We start from the raw sequence: 15,357 nt of genomic DNA on the forward strand, positions 1-15,357 counted from the left end.
TCATTACTGACCGCCGACGGAAAGCCGCGTAGTGACCGCCACGGACCGCTCCATCGAGCTCATCACCACCGCCGCACAGGCGGCCGCAGACAAGCTCGCGCACGACATCATCGCCTACGACGTCAGCGACGTTCTCTCGATCACCGACGCCTTCCTGCTGGCGTCCGCCCCCAACGACCGCCAGGTCAAGTCGATCGTCGACGAGATCGAGGAGCGGCTGAACAAGGAGCTCGGCGCCAAGCCGGTGCGCCGCGAGGGCGACCGCGAGGCCCGCTGGGTCCTGCTCGACTACGTCGACATCGTGGTGCACGTGCAGCACAGCGAGGAGCGTGTCTTCTACGCCCTGGAGCGGCTGTGGAAGGACTGTCCGGAGCTGGACCTGCCCGCCGACGCCAAGGCCACCCGCGGCAAGGCCGCCGAGCATGCCAAGCTGCAGGCCGAGGAGGACTCCGCCGAACTCGGGGAGCTGCGGTGACCGCGGCGGGCGCAGAGCCGGGTGCCGAGCCGGGGAGGGCGCCGGCCACGGGCGGCGCCCAGGCGGGGCGGCAGCCGACCGTCGCCGGTGTCGAGGCCGGGGAGAAGCCCGGCCGGGGCCGCCGCATCATCCTGTGGCGGCACGGCCAGACCTCCTGGAACGTGGATCGCCGCTTCCAGGGCACCACGGACGTCGAGCTCACCGAGACGGGCATCGGGCAGGCCCGCCGCGCCGCCCGGCTGCTCGCCTCGCTGAAGCCCGACGCGATCGTCGCCTCGGACCTTCAGCGCGCCGCGAACACGGCCGCCGAGCTGTCCGCTCTCACCGACATCGACGTCGTCCACGACGAGGGCCTGCGCGAGACCTACGCGGGCGTCTGGCAGGGGCTGACGCACGAGGAGATCATCGCCCGGTACGGCGACGAGTACGCCGCCTGGAAGCGCGGTGAGCCGGTGCGCCGCGGCGGTGGCGAACTGGAGACCGAGGTCGCCGACCGCGCCGCCCCCGTGGTGCTGAGTCACGCCGACAAGCTCCCCGAGGACGGCACCCTCGTGGTGGTCAGCCACGGCGGCACGATCCGGACCACCATCGGGCGCCTGCTCGGCCTGGAGTCCCGGCACTGGGAGAGTCTCGGTGGCCTCTCCAACTGCTGCTGGTCCGTCCTCGGAGAGGGCGCGAGGGGCTGGCGACTGCTCGAGCACAACGCCGGCACACTGCCGGAGCCGGTGCTCGGCGACGACGACTGAGCGGCCCTCTGTCCGGTCCCGGGGGCCGAGCGGGACCTGATTTCACTTTCTGGCAGGTCGCAGGCTAAAGTTCTTCTTGTTCGCCCCGCCGGGCGGGAAGAACGCAAGGGGCTATAGCTCAGTTGGTAGAGCGCCTGCATGGCATGCAGGAGGTCAGGAGTTCAATTCTCCTTAGCTCCACAGATCAACTCTCTTGAGTTGTCAAAGATCAGCACAGATCAGTGATGAGAATCCCGTTCCTTTCGAGGAGCGGGATTTCTTCCTGTCCCCCAAGATGTCGGCGACATGGACGACGTCGGTCCCAGGGACTCCGTGGCCGCCGCGAGTGACGGTGGCCACAACCGCTCCCGCCGCTCCCGCAGAATCGCCAGCGCCTTGCGCGCCTTCTCGTCGTTCGGGGTGTAGGCGACGATCCGGCACTCCGGCATCCCGTCGATGGACAACGACACCGAGGTCATCCGCAGCTCGCCCACCGCCTCATGGCGGAACGTCTTCACACGCGGTCCCGGCGGGAGGACGTCCCCGCCCGCCCACAGCTCGGCGAAGCGCGGGCTGGCGGCCGACAGCCTGCGTATGTAGTCCTCCCAGGCGGGCTCGCCGACATGTCTGCCGTACGCGGAGCGCAGCGTCGCCACCATCAACGGCAGTTCGCTGTCCCGGAACACCACGGGACAGCCGGGCTCGGGCACGGTGAACAGGGTCCACAACACGTTGGGAACGCCGATGTCGAGCGTCTGCGGCACGAAGAACAGGTCGCGGTAAGGGGGGTTGGCGGCGAGGATGTCGTACCGCGAGTTGTAGACCGCCGCGGGGCGCGGCTCGAGGGCGTCGATGATGCCCTGGATCTCCGCGCCCACGGTGTGCGCGGGGAGCTCCGGCTCTGCCTCGTAGGGCACTTCGGCCAAGTGATACAGATGCTCCCGCTCGGTCTGGTCCAGGCGCAGGGTGCGCGCCACCGCGTCCAAGACCTGAGGAGAGGCGTTGATGGGGCGGCCCTGCTCCAGCCATGTGTACCAGGTCACACCGACTCCGGAGAGCTGTGCGACCTCCTCGCGGCGCAGCCCCGGCGTACGGCGCCGGAAGCCCGGGGGCATTCCCACGTCGGCGGGTGTCACCCGCGCCCGCCGGCCGCGCAAGAAGGCGGCCAGCTCCGGCCTGCGACGCTGTGTCGTGTTCATCGGCTTCACTTCCCCCGTCTTTCATCGTCCGTGCCGAACCCGCCCGCTGCCAGGTGCTGTCAGTACCAGCATCGGCGGGCTCTCGTCACCCGTATCCGGCCGCCGCCAGGCTCGGAGCCATGACGACGACGACCCCCGCGGGCACAGGTCCCGCAGCGGATTCACGTCCTGCAACCAGTAAAGCCCCCGGCACTGACAATCGCCCCGGACGGCTGCTCGCGGTCGTGCTCACAGCCCAGTTCATGGCACTGCTCGACGTCTTCATCGTGAACGTCGCCGTGCCCACGATCGGTTCCGAACTCCACGCGTCCGGCGCGGGACTGCAGTTGGTGGTCGCCGGATACTCCATCGCGTACGCCGTACTGCTGATCACCGGCGCGCGCCTCGGCGACCTGCTCGGCCACCGCCGCGTCCACCTCGCCGGGCTCGGGCTGTTCACGGCCGCCTCGCTGGCCTGCGGACTGGCGCGGGGAACCGGGGAGTTGATCGCCTTCCGGCTGGTGCAGGGCGCCGGTGCGGCCGTGATGATCCCGCAGGTGCTCAGCCTGATCCAGCGACACTTCACCGGCGAGGCCCGGGCCCGTGCCCTCGGCGCGTACTCCGCCGTCCTCGCGACCGGCGCCGCGGCCGGACAGGTGCTGGGCGGTGTACTGGTCAGCGCCGACCTGTTCGGCACCGGCTGGCGGCCGGTTTTCCTGGTCAACGTGCCCGTGGGCCTCGTGCTCGTGGCCGTCGGCCGCCGCGTCCTGCCCCGGGACGAGGAGGGAGCCGTCGAGCGCTCACGCGGCCTCGACCTGCCGGGCCTCGTCCTGCTCGCCGCCGCCGTGTCGCTGTTCGCCGTGCCGCTCGTGCTCGGCCAGCAGGAGGGCTGGCCGCTGTGGTCCTGGCTGTCGCTCGGCGCGGCCGCGGCCTCCTTCACCCTTTTCTGCCTGTACGAGTCCCGGCTCTCCCGGCGCGGTGGGGCGCCACTGATCGCGCCCCAGGTGCTGCGCCACCCCGGCATGAGCCTCGCGGTCTTCCGCCTGCTCGCGGTGATGGCGGTCAATGCGGGCTTCCTGTTCGTGCTCACTCTGCACGTTCAGGGCGGCCTCGGGTACAGCGCGCTGCGCGCCGGTCTCACCTTCGCGCCGACCGCGGTGGTCTTCGGCCTGGTCGGTCTGACCTGGCGCAACTGGCCGGCCGCCCTGCAACGTGTCCTGATCCCGGTCGGCTTCGCGATCGCGTCTGCTTCCGTGGCCGGCGTCGGAGCCGTGCTGAAGGGCGGGGGCGACGGCGGTCCCTGGCTGTATGTGGCGTTCACGGGCGTGGGGACCGGTCTCGCGCTGGGCTTCAGCCCCACGCTGACCAGGGCTCTGGCCACGGTGCGGCCCGAGGACGCGGCGGACGCCAGCGGACTGCTCGCGACGGTCACCCAGCTCGGTCAGCTGATCGGTGTCGCGGCCTTCGGCACACTCTTCTTGAACCGGCTTGAGTCACTTGGGGCTCCCGGGGCGTATACCTCTGCGGACGCGCTCCTCGTGTGCACGTATGCGCTGGCCGCGACGGCCACGTCGGGTGCCGTGTCCGGACTGGTACGAAGGCGTCGCTGACCGTATTGCTCCGGCCGTGGCAGAATCAAACGGCCGGAAGGGGGCGCGGCCCGACGGGAGGGAGAAGCGATGCCTGCGAGCATCCTCGAGGAGGTCGACGATCTCCTCGATGTGGCACAGACACGTAGAAGAGCCACTCTCCTCGACTGCCCTTCCTGCGGATCGGTCCACGTCGCCCAGGTCCTCGGCGACAACGGCGGGATCTCCTACGTGTGCACGGCCTGCGGCCACAGCTGGAGCTGATCGATGGGTGCACACAGGCGGAAGTGCGATTGGTGCGGCAGTGGTACGCCGATCGTCCGCGACATGGAGCCGGTCAACCACGACTACCAGTACTGGTGCGAGGAGTGCGCTCGGGCGCTGATCATAAAAGGCGACCCGATCGAGACGTACCGCGAGCTGGAGGGCGAGCCGATCTACGGCCGGCTCCTCGACGAGCACTGCACGCTCAAACGGTTCTATTCGTTCGCCACAGCCTGACCCCGATCAGGGTCAGGAAGACGAGACCGGCTCCTTCGTAGAGGGCCGACAACGTCAACTGGGCGCTCGTCTGGTGCAGTTCGAGCCGTCCCGGGCCGTGTGGCACCCACCACAGCGCGTACGAGCAGAAGACCAGCGCCGTACCGACGGCGGCCGCTCGGCCGCGCGTGCCGAGGATCAGCACCATCGGCACGCACCACACCCAGTGGTGCGACCAGGACACCGGGCTGATCAACAGCGCCGTGACCGCGCAGGCGGCCACCGCCCAGGCGCGCCGTCCGCGCAGCTCCGCCGCCACGGCGAACGCGATGCCCAGGGAGCCGGCCACGGCCGCAGAGGCGATCCACCAGAGGCCCGGTCGCGCGGTGTGCAGCAGCCGGGCCAGCACGCCCCGCAGCGACTGGTTCGCGGTGTCCTCCACGAGCCCGACCCGGCCCGTCTCGAAGACCATGCGCCCCCAGAAGTGCCATGAGTCGTACGGCAGCACGGAGGCCGCCAGCAGTGTCGCCCCGGCGAACGCGACCGCCGCCCCGCGCGCGTGCCGCAGCCAGGGACCTCCGGGGCCCTGGCGCGCGCGGGCCACGACGCCGGTGGCCAGCAGGAACACCGCGAAGAGTGCCGGTGTCAGCTTGATCGCCGCCGCGAGTCCGATGCCCACCCCGGCCCAGCGGTGCCAGGGCCGCCGTGTCAGGTCCCACAGCACCAGCGCACCGAGCAGCAGATTGATCTGCCCGTACCGCACGGTCGTCCACACCGGCTCGCACCAGACGGCCATCGCGGACGCCCACCAGACGCCCTCTACGCGCGCGTGGTCGACGAGCCGCAGCGAGAAGGCCACGAACACCACAAGAAGGGCCAGGTTTCCTGCCGTCGCCAGGGTCCGCATGGTCGACGTGTCCAGCAGCGTCAGCGGTGTGAACAGCAGCGCGGCGAACGGCGGGTAGGTGGTCGGCAGATGGGCCTCGGTCGTACGCAGCGCGTAGAGGTCGCCGCCCGCGCGGACGGTCTCGCCCTCCGCCCGGTACACCATCAGATCGATCATCGACACGTGCGCGGCCCGCTGCGCCCACCAGAAGACGGCGAAGGACAACAGGCACGCCCCCAGGGCGACGGGCGCACGGCGGCGGACACGGGGGAGCGCGATCACGGTCACGAAGGCCGACACTATCCCTCATGTCCGTATTGTCCGCACGGCGCCTAATCGATTTGGTGGTCCACGGGGAGGACCGTGTAATGTTGGCGTCGCCGCCGGGGAAACCGGGCGACACGGTGGATATGCGGTTTCGCCGCATGGCCGCGAGGGGCTATAGCTCAGTTGGTAGAGCGCCTGCATGGCATGCAGGAGGTCAGGAGTTCAATTCTCCTTAGCTCCACAAAGATTGAAGGCGGGTCACCCGATCAGGGTGACCCGCCTTCGTCGTTGTTCAGCGGCCGCTGCCGAGGGCCCGACGGCCACGCCGCTGCGAGAGGACCGGCAGGTTGTTGCGTGCCGGGGCGGAGGACCGGGTGTCCTCCTCGATGCGCAGCGCGAGCGCCGGGCAGCGCCGTACGGCCCGCAGTGCCTTCGCCTCCGCGTACCGGGGCACCTGGGCCTGCGCGACGGTGGGGAAGCCGTCGGCGCCCAGTTCGAAGACCTCGGGGAGGATGTCCGCGCACAGGCCGTGCCCGCGGCACAGGGTCCAGTCGACGTAGATCTTCTGGCGGCTGGGGCCCGCCTCCTCGACCGCCTGGCCGCCCGGGATGCCGGTGGGGAGCTGACCGCCCTCGAAGAGCGGCAGAACGCCCTCCACGGGCCTTCCGCAGCCATTGCCGAGGACATGGGCGGCCAGGTCGTCCGTGAACGCTTTGATGGTCGACTCGATGAACATCGCCGAGCCGTCCGGGTGCGAGCAGGCGCCGCGTCGCTTCACGGCCTTGGCGACCTGCTTCACGGCCTCCAGGGCGGCCGGCCCACCGCCGTTGAGGATGTCCTCCAGGCCGCGCGCCGCGGCGGGCAGGCCGAGGTAGCAGGGACCGCACTGTCCCGCGCTCTCCTCGGCCAGCCACTGGGCCACCCGGAGCGACTCGCCCAGCGGGCACGTCTCCTGGGTGATCGGGAGGATCGCGCCGGCGCCGAGCGCGCCGCCCACCGCGTCCAGGGAGTTGCGCGAGACGATCGCCTCGTTGACCGTCGCGGCGTCCAGCCACTTGCCGTGGTAGCCGCCGGTCAGTACACCCTGGGGCATCGGCGGGGCGCCGGCCAGTTGGAGCACATAGCGCAGCGGCACGCCGGTGGGGACCTCGATCACCATGGGGCGGGCGACCGCGCCGGAGATGGTGAGCATGACGGTGCCGGGCTCGTCGTACAGACCGGTGTTGCGGTAGCGGTCGGGGCCGATACGGGCGGCGATGGCCAGCTGCGCGTACGTCTCGGCGTTCGACAGCAGGGTGGGCGCGCCGCCGACGCCGCTCTGTGACGCGCTGATCTTGCGGCCCGGCGGGACGGCCGGGCCGCCGTCGATGGAACGGATGAGCGAAGCGGCCGCTCCGGTCACCATGCGCACCGGATTGCGCTGCACGCGCGCGCGCAGCGGCGATCCGCGCCGGTCGCTCAGGCCGCGCTCGGCCAGCGCGGCCTCCATGGACCGCTGGGTCGACTCACGGGTCACCCCGATGACCAGGGTGCGGGCGCCCATGGCCTCCGCGGCCAGCAGGGCGCCGTCCAGGATGAGGTGAGGGGCACGGTTGATGAGCACCGTGTCCTTGCGGCAGGCGGGTTCGTCCTCACTTCCGTTGACGACCACGACGGGTCGGATGCCCTTGCTGATGGCCGACTCGGCGACCGAGCGCAGTTTCTTGGCGAAGGGGAAGCCCGCGCCGCCGCGGCCCTTCAGGCCGATGGCCTCGGCGAGGCCCGCGAGCTGTTCACCGCCCATCGGCTCGAGCGGCCCGTGCACCTTGAGGTGCATGGGCAGATCGAGCCGTTCAACCAGGTCGAAGCCCGACGTGAGCTGCGGAAGTCCGACGACGCGGACCTCCGGGACGTCGGGCAGGGCCTCGTTCACTTAAAGCCTCCGGAAGGGGCGTTCCATGGTTCACCGGAGCCAGGAGCGTCGAAGGCGCCCGGCAGTACGTCAGTCGTGGGACCGCTGTCGTACGTGTCGTTGGTGTTGTACGTACCGAAGGCGGGGTTCGACTCACTGTTGTTGTACACATCACTCGTGCCGTACCCGCCGGTGGCTGAATTGTCGTAGACGGGGATGTTGTATCCCGTGTCGGCGAGCGGGTCGTACGCGGAGCGGGGCGCCTCGCCGACCGGCGGCGGCGAGGGGACGGGCCAGCTGCCCGACGTGCTGCCACCGCTGTCGGCGCGGGGGAACGTCTCCGTCGGCTGCATGTTCATGGGCATCTGGATGCGCTCGGTCGGGGAGGCGCCGGGGGGGTTCGCGCCGGGCGTGCCCGAGACGGCCCGGTAGGCGGCCGCGAAGCCGGACGTCGTGTCCGCGGCGGCGGGGTCGGCCGGGGTCTGGTACAGCGTCTGCTCGGGGGACGGCGTGCGCTGCGGGGGTACGAAGGAGTCGCCAGAGGACTGCTGTGCGGGGCGCGGGGCGAAGCCCGGCAGAGAGTTCTCCGCCAGGGCGGCACGGGAGGCCGTCAGGTCCTCACGGGCGGCGCGGCCACCGGCACCGCCGCCCTCGCCGAGGATCGCCAGGATCCGGTCGGCGACCTTGCGCTTGAAGGGGTGGGGAGCCGCACGCAGGGCGAGGGCCGCGCCGACCCCGACCAGGCACAGCTCGTACGACACCATGAAGAACGGCTTCGCCGCCCGTCCCGCGAAGAGACCATGGATCAGCGCCGCGCACAGGGCCGGGTAGGCCAGCATGTGCATCGCGCGCCAGCGCGCTGCGACCGGTGCCGGGGCGGCGAACTGGTTGCGCAGTGCGCCGGTGATACCCACGAAGATCATGAGCAGCCCGGCCAGAGAGCCGAGGCCGATGAGTCCGGCGCTGCCCTTGACGCCCAGGCTGAAGGGGATCAGCGCGGCGATCAGGACGGTGTGGTCCAGCGCCAGTTTGATGGTGATGTGCACCAAGAGGAACGCGATCGAGCCGACGGCCGTCACGCGGTGGATGCCCTGTGCCACGATCCGCTGACGCGTGTTGAGGATGAGCCGGTCCTGGGCGATGAGGCCCCAGATGACCGAACACGTGAGGGAGACGAGCGACAGGACGCCCGCACCGAAGTTGAGGAAGTCCTGGAGTCGGTTGCCTCCAGTCAGCACGACCACGGGTATGAGTAGCAGGACGGCAGCCGTCGCCACCCCGTAGGCCGAGCGGCCCGGTCGGGGAAGCGTGCTGCCACTGCGACGAGGGTTCATAGGGGGTTACTCCCAACGGTTCGGGGAAGCGGTCCCGAAGCCGAACTCTAAGTCGAGCCATACCGATGGGTACGAGGTTTGAGTTATTGCGTTGTTACCAAAGAGCTTCCAGGTCTTTGCGTTGTCCCCTTAGTGGCCGTTACGCGAAGTAATATTTGAATATTGTTCAGTTTTTTTGGCGTGATTGTGACGAGGGGCACGGCGTGTCGAGCGCCGCCGGAAGCTCGTCGCGGCGCGCGCGGGGGCTGCGGTACCCTGACGCCATGCGTGCCGTACGCCTTCTGCTTAGCGAGCCGCGCTGATCAGTCCCGGCCACTGACGACTCGTGGTCGGAATCGGCGCGGCGTCCCCTCCTGTGCGAGGGGATTTTTCATTTCTAAGCCGCTGGCAGAGACGATCGATGGAGCTTTGAGGATCATGAGCGAGACGAACCCCGCTGCCGCCTCCGAGGTGGCAGCGCCGCACCGCTACACGGCTGTGATGGCCGCTGAGATCGAGGCACGCTGGCAGGACTTCTGGGACGCCGAGGGTACGTACGAGGCGCCGAACCCCAGCGGTGACCTGGCGGGCGACCCGGAGCTGGCCGCCAAGCCCAAGAAGTTCGTCATGGACATGTTCCCGTACCCCTCGGGTGCGGGTCTGCACGTCGGCCACCCCCTGGGCTACATCGCCACCGATGTATTCGCCCGGTTCCAGCGCATGACGGGCCACAACGTCCTGCACACCCTGGGCTTCGACGCCTTCGGTCTGCCCGCCGAGCAGTACGCCGTGCAGACGGGCACCCACCCGCGCGTGTCCACCGAGGCCAACATCGAGAACATGAAGGCTCAGCTGCGCGCGCTGGGCCTGGGTCACGACAAGCGCCGGTCGTTCGCCACGATCGACCCGGGGTACTACAAGTGGACCCAGTGGATCTTCCTGCAGATCTTCAACTCCTGGTACGACGACGAGGCGGACAAGGCCCGCCCGATCTCCGCGCTGATCGCCCAGTTCGAGAGCGGCGAGCGCGCCGTACCGGGCGTTGACGGCGCCACGCGCGCGTGGAACGAGCTGACCGCCGCCGAACGTGCCGACGTCCTGAGCGAGTACCGACTGGCGTACGCCTCCGACGCGCCCGTCAACTGGTGCCCCGGGCTGGGCACGGTGCTGGCCAACGAGGAGGTCACCGCCGACGGCCGCTCCGAGCGCGGGAACTTCCCCGTCTTCAAGGCCAAGCTGCGCCAGTGGAACATGCGCATCACCGCGTACGCCGACCGGCTGCTGGACGACCTGGAGGCGCTGGACTGGCCCGAGGCCATCAAGCTGCAACAGCGCAACTGGATCGGCCGCTCCGAGGGCGCCCGTGTCGACTTCCCGATCGACGGCGAAGTCATCACGATCTTCACCACCCGCCAGGACACGCTGTTCGGCGCCACCTACATGGTGCTGGCGCCCGAGCATCCGCTGGTCGACAAGTTCGTCCCCGAAACCTGGCCCGAGGGCACCCACGAGGTGTGGACCGGCGGTCACGCGACGCCGGCCGAGGCCGTCGCCGTGTACCGCGCCCAGGCCGCCTCGAAGTCCGACGTCGAGCGCCAGGCCGAGGCCAAGGACAAGACCGGCGTCTTCACCGGCGCGTACGCGACCAACCCGGTCAGCGGCGAGCGGATCCCCGTCTTCATCGCCGACTACGTGCTGATGGGCTACGGCACCGGCGCGATCATGGCCGTCCCCGCGCACGACACCCGCGACTTCGCGTTCGCGCGCGCCTTCGAGCTGCCGATGCGCTGCGTCGTCGAGCCCTCCGACGACCGCGGTACGGACGCCTCGACCTGGGACGACGCCTTCGCCTCGTACGACGCGAAGATCGTCAACTCCGCCGGTGACGAGGTTTCCCTGGACGGCCTGGGCGTCGTCGACGCCAAGGCGCGCATCACCGAGTGGCTGGCGCGCAAGGGCATCGGCGAGGGCACCGTCAACTTCCGTCTGCGCGACTGGCTGTTCAGCCGCCAGCGCTACTGGGGCGAGCCCTTCCCGATCGTCTACGACGAGGACGGCGTCGCGCACTCGCTGCCCGAGTCGATGCTGCCCCTGGAGCTGCCGGAGGTCGAGGACTACTCGCCGCGCACCTTCGACCCGGACGACGCGAACACGTCCCCGGAGACGCCCCTGTCCCGCAACGAGGACTGGGTGAACGTCACCCTGGACCTGGGTGACGGCCGCGGCCCGCGGAAGTACCGCCGCGAGACCAACACCATGCCCAACTGGGCCGGTTCCTGCTGGTACGAGCTGCGCTACCTGGACCCGCACAACGACCAGAAGCTGGTCGATCCGGCCATCGAGCAGTACTGGATGGGCCCGCGCGAGGGCCAGCCGCACGGTGGCGTCGACCTGTACGTCGGCGGCGCCGAGCACGCCGTGCTGCACCTGCTGTACGCGCGCTTCTGGTCGAAGGTGCTGTACGACCTGGGGTATGTCTCCTCGGCCGAGCCGTTCCACAAGCTGTTCAACCAGGGCATGATCCAGGCCTTCGTGTACCGCGACAGCCGTGGCATCGCGGTGCCCGCCGCCGAGGTGGAGGAGCGCGACGGCGCCTACTACTACCAGGGCGAGAAGGTCTCCCGGCTGCTGGGCAAGATGGGCAAGTCCCTGAAGAACGCGGTCACTCCGGACGAGATCTGCGCCGAGTACGGCGCGGACACCCTGCGCCTGTACGAGATGGCGATGGGCCCCCTGGACGTGTCGCGGCCATGGGACACGCGCGCGGTGGTGGGCCAGTACCGCCTGCTGCAGCGGTTGTGGCGCAACATCGTCGACGAGACCACGGGCGAGGTCACGGTCGTCGACACCCCGGCCGACGAGGACACCCTGAGGGCGCTGCACAAGGCGATCGACGGCGTGCGCCAGGACCTGGAGGGCCTGCGCTTCAACACCGCCATCGCCAAGGTCACCGAGCTGAACAATCACCTGACCAAGGCCGGCGGCCCCGTGTCGCGCACGGTCGCCGAGGCCCTGGTGCTGCTGGTCGCGCCGCTGGCCCCGCACATCGCCGAGGAGCTGTGGCGCAAACTGGGCCACACCGACTCGGTCGTCCACCAGGACTTCCCGGTGGCCGACCCGGCGTACGTCGTGGACGAGGCCGTGACCTGCGTCGTGCAGATCAAGGGCAAGGTCAAGGCGCGCCTGGAGGTCTCCCCGTCGATCTCGGACGCGGAGCTGGAGAAGATCGCGCTGGCCGACGAGAAGGTCGTCGCCGCGCTGGACGGCGCGGGCATCCGCAAGGTGATCGTGCGGGCGCCGAAGCTCGTGAACATCGTCACGGCGTAGCCGTTTGTCCCGGTCCGGCACGGATGGGTGGCTTGGCTAGGGGTAGTCCCCTACGGGCAGGTTCGGGGTTCTTCCGGAACTCCGGACCTGCCCGTTGCGTTTACCGTTGAAGAGCGACGCGGCGGCTGCCGCGACCGTCCGGAGGAGGAGCGTGGTGGAAGCCGTGATCACAGTAATCGCCCTGCTCTTCCTGCTGTTCGTGGTGCTGGGCGCATACGCCACTGTGAAGGTGATCGGCGCCGCCAAGCGCGGTGTGGACCGCACGGTCTCCCAGGCCCGCCGCGCGGTCGAGGACACCACCCTGCGCGCCAGGACCCTCGCCCAGCCGGGCCCGGCGGGCGAGATCGCCCAGCTGAGGCTGACGCTGCGCACCTCGATGCGGGCCACGCAGGACGCGCTGCACTCGGGCGTGACCGAGGACGAGTCCCTGAAGGAATCCCTGGGACTGTTCGAGCGGCTCAGTGTGCACGGGCGCGAGCTGGACGACGAGCTGAGGCGCCTGGAGAGCGAACCGGACAAGAGGACGCTCTCCACCCGGCTGCCCGAGCTGCGCGAGCGCACCGAACGGATCACGCAGTCCGCCGACTCACTGCGCTGGGCCGCACGCGACCGGGCCCGCCGGTTCGCCGCCGACGACCTGGACTCGCTGAGTGACCAGATCGACGTCGAGGCGGGCGCCCTGCGGCACTGGACGACCGAGCCGAGGCCCACGGCCTCCTGGCCCGAGGCGCCGACCCCGGACACGTCCAGCGGCCAGACCTGGCCGGAGCCCCCGCAGTCCCGCCCGGCAAGCGAGCCGCCGCGCTCCGCCATCGCCCCGCCGGGACAGCGGCCCGCCTACCCCTGGCAGAAGAAACCCCGTCCCGAGGGCACGACTTGACCTGACCTAGACCGCAGGTGAAAGGGGGCGGGCTGCCGTCCGCGCCCCCCGGCAGGTAACCTCCAGCTCATGTCCCGCCATGTCGCGATCGTCACCGATTCAACGGCCTACTTGCCGCCCCGGACGATGGAGCGCCACGGCATCACCGCGGTGCCCCTGACCGTGGTTCTCGGCGACCAGGCGCTCGAAGAGGGCACCGAGATCTCGGCCCGCTCCCTGGCGCAGGCACTCCAGAAGCGGCGCCCCGTCACCACATCCCGGCCCAGCCCCGAGGTCTTCGCCTCGGTCTACCGCAGGGTCGCCGAGTCCGGCGCGACCGACATCGTCTCGCTCCATCTGTCCGCCGAGATCTCCGGCACGTACGACGCCGCCGTCCTCGCGTCCCGTGAGGCCCCGGTCCCCGTGCGGGTGGTGGACACCGGGATGGTCGCGATGGCCCTCGGGTTCTGCGCGCTGGCCGCGGCCGAGTCCGCGGAGGCGGGGGGCACCGTTGACGAGGCGGTCACGGCCGCGGAGAAGCGGGCCGCCGGCACCTCCACGTACTTCTACGTCGACACCCTCGACTATCTGCGCCGCGGTGGCCGGATCGGCGCCGCGCAGGCGCTGTTGGGCTCCGCGCTCGCGGTGAAGCCGCTGCTGCAGCTCGACGGAGGGCGGATCGAACTCCTGGAGAAGGTACGGACGGCGTCCAAGGCGATCGCCCGGCTCGAGGAGATCGTGGCCGAACGCGCGGGCAGCGCCCAGGTCGACATCGCCGTGCACCACCTCGCCGCCCCCGAGCGGGCGTCCGCCCTCGCGGACCGTTTGCGGGCGCGGGTGCCGGGCGTGGTCGATCTGCATGTGAGTGAGGTCGGCGCGGTGATCGGGGCGCACACGGGCCCCGGACTGCTGGGGGCGGTCGTCTCGCCTCGGTGAGGCGGAGGAATTCGGTGGTGGCGGAGCGCGGGCGGCCGCGTCTGCCGGGACCACTGTGTCTGCTGCGTCTGTTGTGCCTGGGGTGACTCGTGTGGGTGACGGAGTTATCCACAAGTGGGTAGTTTTCCCCGAGATTTGAGCAAGATCATCGCGAGGGTGGGGAGTTGCCCGATCCTCGACGCATGGCACTTCGATCACGCTCACGCACCGCCACACCGACCAGCGGTCCGGGCCGCGGTCCCGTCTCCGACGGCCGCACCCGCCACCGCCGCCACCACTCGCCAAGCCGCGCAGGTACAGGTACAGGTGCCGGCACTGGCGCCCGCGTCCGACGCCGCGATGCCTCGGCCGAGGCGCTCCGGCTGCGCGCGCAGGCGCTCTTCTCAGAAAGGTCCGGCACACGAGGGGAGTTGGGGAACGGGCCACCGGGCGTGGACCGGGATGTGGGAGGCCCAAGGGGGAGCACCGCGGCAGGGGTCGGGTTCGCCGAGGTTCGGGGAAGCGGCGGCTCTTCGCACACCAGCGTCCTGGACCGTGCCGAACCGAGCCGGAGCCCGAGTGCGAATCCAAGTGTGAGTGCGGGTCACCGTGCGGAGCGCGGCGCTTCCGCGCCCGGGGTATCGGCGGCATGGCGGGAGCGGGCCGGGCTTGCGGTGCGGGAGCGGATGCCGCTGTGGCTTCAGTCGAGGTGCGGTCTGGAGCGCAGGAGTGTGACCGCACTCGGTGTACTGCTCGTTGTCGCCGTCGTCTTCGCCGTGCAGCAGTTCTGGGGCGGTAGGACGCAGTCGGTGCGGGCTCCCGAGGTGGTGCGGGCAGTGGCGCCGTACGGCGGGCAGAGCGGCTCGGTGGAGCGGAAGTCCACGGAGCCGGGAGAATCGGCCGGGGCGCCGACCCCGACCGGCTCGACCGGCTCGACCGGGACCGCGATCGTGGTGGACGTCAGCGGCAAGGTGCGCAGTCCTGGGCTGCAACGACTACCGGCCGGCTCCCGGGTCGAGGACGCGCTGCGGGCCGCGGGCGGGGTGCGGCCGGGGGTGAACACCGAGGGGCTCAACCGGGCCCGCCTCCTGGTGGACGGCGAACAGATCGTGGTGGGTGCCTCCGCCTCCGTGGCCGGACCGGTCACGGGTGGCGGCTCCAGCGCCACCGGGACCGGCGGATCCGCCTCAGGAGCGGCTCCTTCGGCTCCGGTCTCCCTCAACACGGCCACCGTGGACCAGCTCGACACCCTGCCGGGCGTCGGTCCCGTCCTGGCCCGGCACATCATCGACTACCGAACCCAGCACGGCGGCTTCCGCTCGGTCGACGAGCTCCGCGAGGTCAACGGAATCGGCGACCGCCGGTTCTCCGATCTGCAGAAACTCGTACGGCCATGAGCGGGCCCACCAGGTCCTCGCCGACTTCCGTGACCTCTTCACCCTCTTCGCCCTC

General features: G+C 70.3%; 13 protein-coding genes and 2 tRNA genes. 11 read left to right on the forward strand and 4 right to left on the reverse strand.

Translation table 11 applies throughout. From position 1 onward, the window contains the following. The first annotated feature begins 31 nt into the window (after positions 1-31). The 3 genes from rsfS to OG819_RS20785 all read left to right on the forward strand — a co-directional run bounded on the left by rsfS (position 32) and on the right by OG819_RS20785 (position 1,401). A complete protein-coding gene (gene rsfS / locus OG819_RS20775) occupies positions 32-475 on the forward strand; it encodes a ribosome silencing factor (protein WP_168491454.1) in 444 nt (147 codons plus the stop codon). 125 nt (positions 476-600) lie between these two features. After that, positions 601-1,221: a histidine phosphatase family protein gene (locus OG819_RS20780; protein ID WP_266634318.1), complete on the forward strand. Its 621-nt coding sequence runs from the start codon at positions 601-603 to the stop codon at positions 1,219-1,221. A 107-nt stretch (positions 1,222-1,328) separates the two neighbouring features. Then, positions 1,329-1,401, forward strand: a tRNA-Ala gene (locus OG819_RS20785). 38 nt (positions 1,402-1,439) lie between these two features. Here OG819_RS20785 and OG819_RS20790 read toward each other — a convergent pair. Continuing rightward, complete coding sequence (locus tag OG819_RS20790) at positions 1,440-2,399, reverse strand: helix-turn-helix transcriptional regulator (RefSeq protein ID WP_266650806.1); 960 nt, start codon at positions 2,397-2,399, stop codon at positions 1,440-1,442. 224 nt (positions 2,400-2,623) lie between these two features. Between OG819_RS20790 and OG819_RS20795 the strand changes: the two genes are divergently transcribed. The 3 genes from OG819_RS20795 to OG819_RS20805 all read left to right on the forward strand — a co-directional run bounded on the left by OG819_RS20795 (position 2,624) and on the right by OG819_RS20805 (position 4,468). Further along, complete coding sequence (locus OG819_RS20795) at positions 2,624-3,988, forward strand: MFS transporter (protein ID WP_266650807.1); 1,365 nt, start codon at positions 2,624-2,626, stop codon at positions 3,986-3,988. A gap of 69 nt (positions 3,989-4,057) precedes the next feature. Continuing rightward, on the forward strand, positions 4,058-4,231 hold the full coding sequence (locus OG819_RS20800; protein ID WP_101405208.1) for a hypothetical protein: 174 nt from the start codon (positions 4,058-4,060) through the stop codon (positions 4,229-4,231). Positions 4,232-4,234: 3 nt separating this feature from the next. Then, a complete protein-coding gene (locus tag OG819_RS20805) occupies positions 4,235-4,468 on the forward strand; it encodes a hypothetical protein (protein WP_010986886.1) in 234 nt (77 codons plus the stop codon). On the opposite strand, the gene OG819_RS20810 is transcribed toward OG819_RS20805, so the two are convergent. After that, positions 4,437-5,621: a glycosyltransferase 87 family protein gene (locus OG819_RS20810; RefSeq protein ID WP_266624671.1), complete on the reverse strand. Its 1,185-nt coding sequence runs from the start codon at positions 5,619-5,621 to the stop codon at positions 4,437-4,439. The genes OG819_RS20805 and OG819_RS20810 overlap by 32 nt on opposite strands. A 147-nt stretch (positions 5,622-5,768) precedes the next feature. Here OG819_RS20810 and OG819_RS20815 point away from each other — a divergent pair. Then, positions 5,769-5,841: transfer RNA gene (locus tag OG819_RS20815), tRNA-Ala, on the forward strand. Between the two features lie 51 nt (positions 5,842-5,892). Here OG819_RS20815 and OG819_RS20820 read toward each other — a convergent pair. Both OG819_RS20820 and OG819_RS20825 read right to left on the reverse strand, forming a co-directional pair. Further along, positions 5,893-7,512: an NADH-quinone oxidoreductase subunit NuoF family protein gene (locus tag OG819_RS20820; RefSeq protein ID WP_168491452.1), complete on the reverse strand. Its 1,620-nt coding sequence runs from the start codon at positions 7,510-7,512 to the stop codon at positions 5,893-5,895. Continuing rightward, positions 7,509-8,825, reverse strand: coding sequence for a cytochrome b/b6 domain-containing protein (locus OG819_RS20825; protein WP_266624670.1), 1,317 nt, complete (start codon positions 8,823-8,825; stop codon positions 7,509-7,511). Before OG819_RS20825 ends, OG819_RS20820 begins: the two co-directional genes overlap by 4 nt. 417 nt (positions 8,826-9,242) lie before the next feature. On the opposite strand from OG819_RS20825, the gene leuS reads away from it, so the two are divergent. The 4 genes from leuS (at position 9,243) to OG819_RS20845 (ending at position 15,302) form a co-directional block, all read left to right on the forward strand. Further along, complete coding sequence (leuS, locus tag OG819_RS20830) at positions 9,243-12,131, forward strand: leucine--tRNA ligase (RefSeq protein ID WP_266650808.1); 2,889 nt, start codon at positions 9,243-9,245, stop codon at positions 12,129-12,131. Positions 12,132-12,294: 163 nt separating this feature from the next. Beyond that, complete coding sequence (locus OG819_RS20835) at positions 12,295-13,011, forward strand: hypothetical protein (protein WP_266624668.1); 717 nt, start codon at positions 12,295-12,297, stop codon at positions 13,009-13,011. A gap of 69 nt (positions 13,012-13,080) precedes the next feature. Next, entirely contained in the window at positions 13,081-13,926 is an 846-nt protein-coding gene (locus tag OG819_RS20840; RefSeq protein WP_266414009.1) for a DegV family protein, read from the forward strand. Positions 13,927-14,108: 182 nt separating this feature from the next. Continuing rightward, positions 14,109-15,302, forward strand: a complete 1,194-nt coding sequence (locus OG819_RS20845) for a ComEA family DNA-binding protein (RefSeq protein WP_266650809.1) — start codon at positions 14,109-14,111, stop codon at positions 15,300-15,302. The last annotated feature ends 55 nt before the right edge of the window (positions 15,303-15,357 follow it).

Source organism: Streptomyces sp. NBC_01549 (assembly GCF_026339955.1).
In the GTDB taxonomy this organism is placed as follows: domain Bacteria; phylum Actinomycetota; class Actinomycetes; order Streptomycetales; family Streptomycetaceae; genus Streptomyces.

What these genes read in the sequence shown, in the direction of transcription:
- OG819_RS20800 (WP_101405208.1), top strand. Translation starts at nt 4,058, where the DNA reads ATGCCTGCGAGCATCCTCGAGGAGGTCGACGATCTCCTCGATGTGGCA.
- OG819_RS20840 (WP_266414009.1), top strand. Translation starts at nt 13,081, where the DNA reads ATGTCCCGCCATGTCGCGATCGTCACCGATTCAACGGCCTACTTGCCG.
- OG819_RS20790 (WP_266650806.1), bottom strand. Translation starts at nt 2,399, where the DNA reads ATGAACACGACACAGCGTCGCAGGCCGGAGCTGGCCGCCTTCTTGCGC.
- OG819_RS20825 (WP_266624670.1), bottom strand. Translation starts at nt 8,825, where the DNA reads ATGAACCCTCGTCGCAGTGGCAGCACGCTTCCCCGACCGGGCCGCTCG.
- OG819_RS20805 (WP_010986886.1), top strand. Translation starts at nt 4,235, where the DNA reads ATGGGTGCACACAGGCGGAAGTGCGATTGGTGCGGCAGTGGTACGCCG.
- leuS (WP_266650808.1), top strand. Translation starts at nt 9,243, where the DNA reads ATGAGCGAGACGAACCCCGCTGCCGCCTCCGAGGTGGCAGCGCCGCAC.
- OG819_RS20845 (WP_266650809.1), top strand. Translation starts at nt 14,109, where the DNA reads ATGGCACTTCGATCACGCTCACGCACCGCCACACCGACCAGCGGTCCG.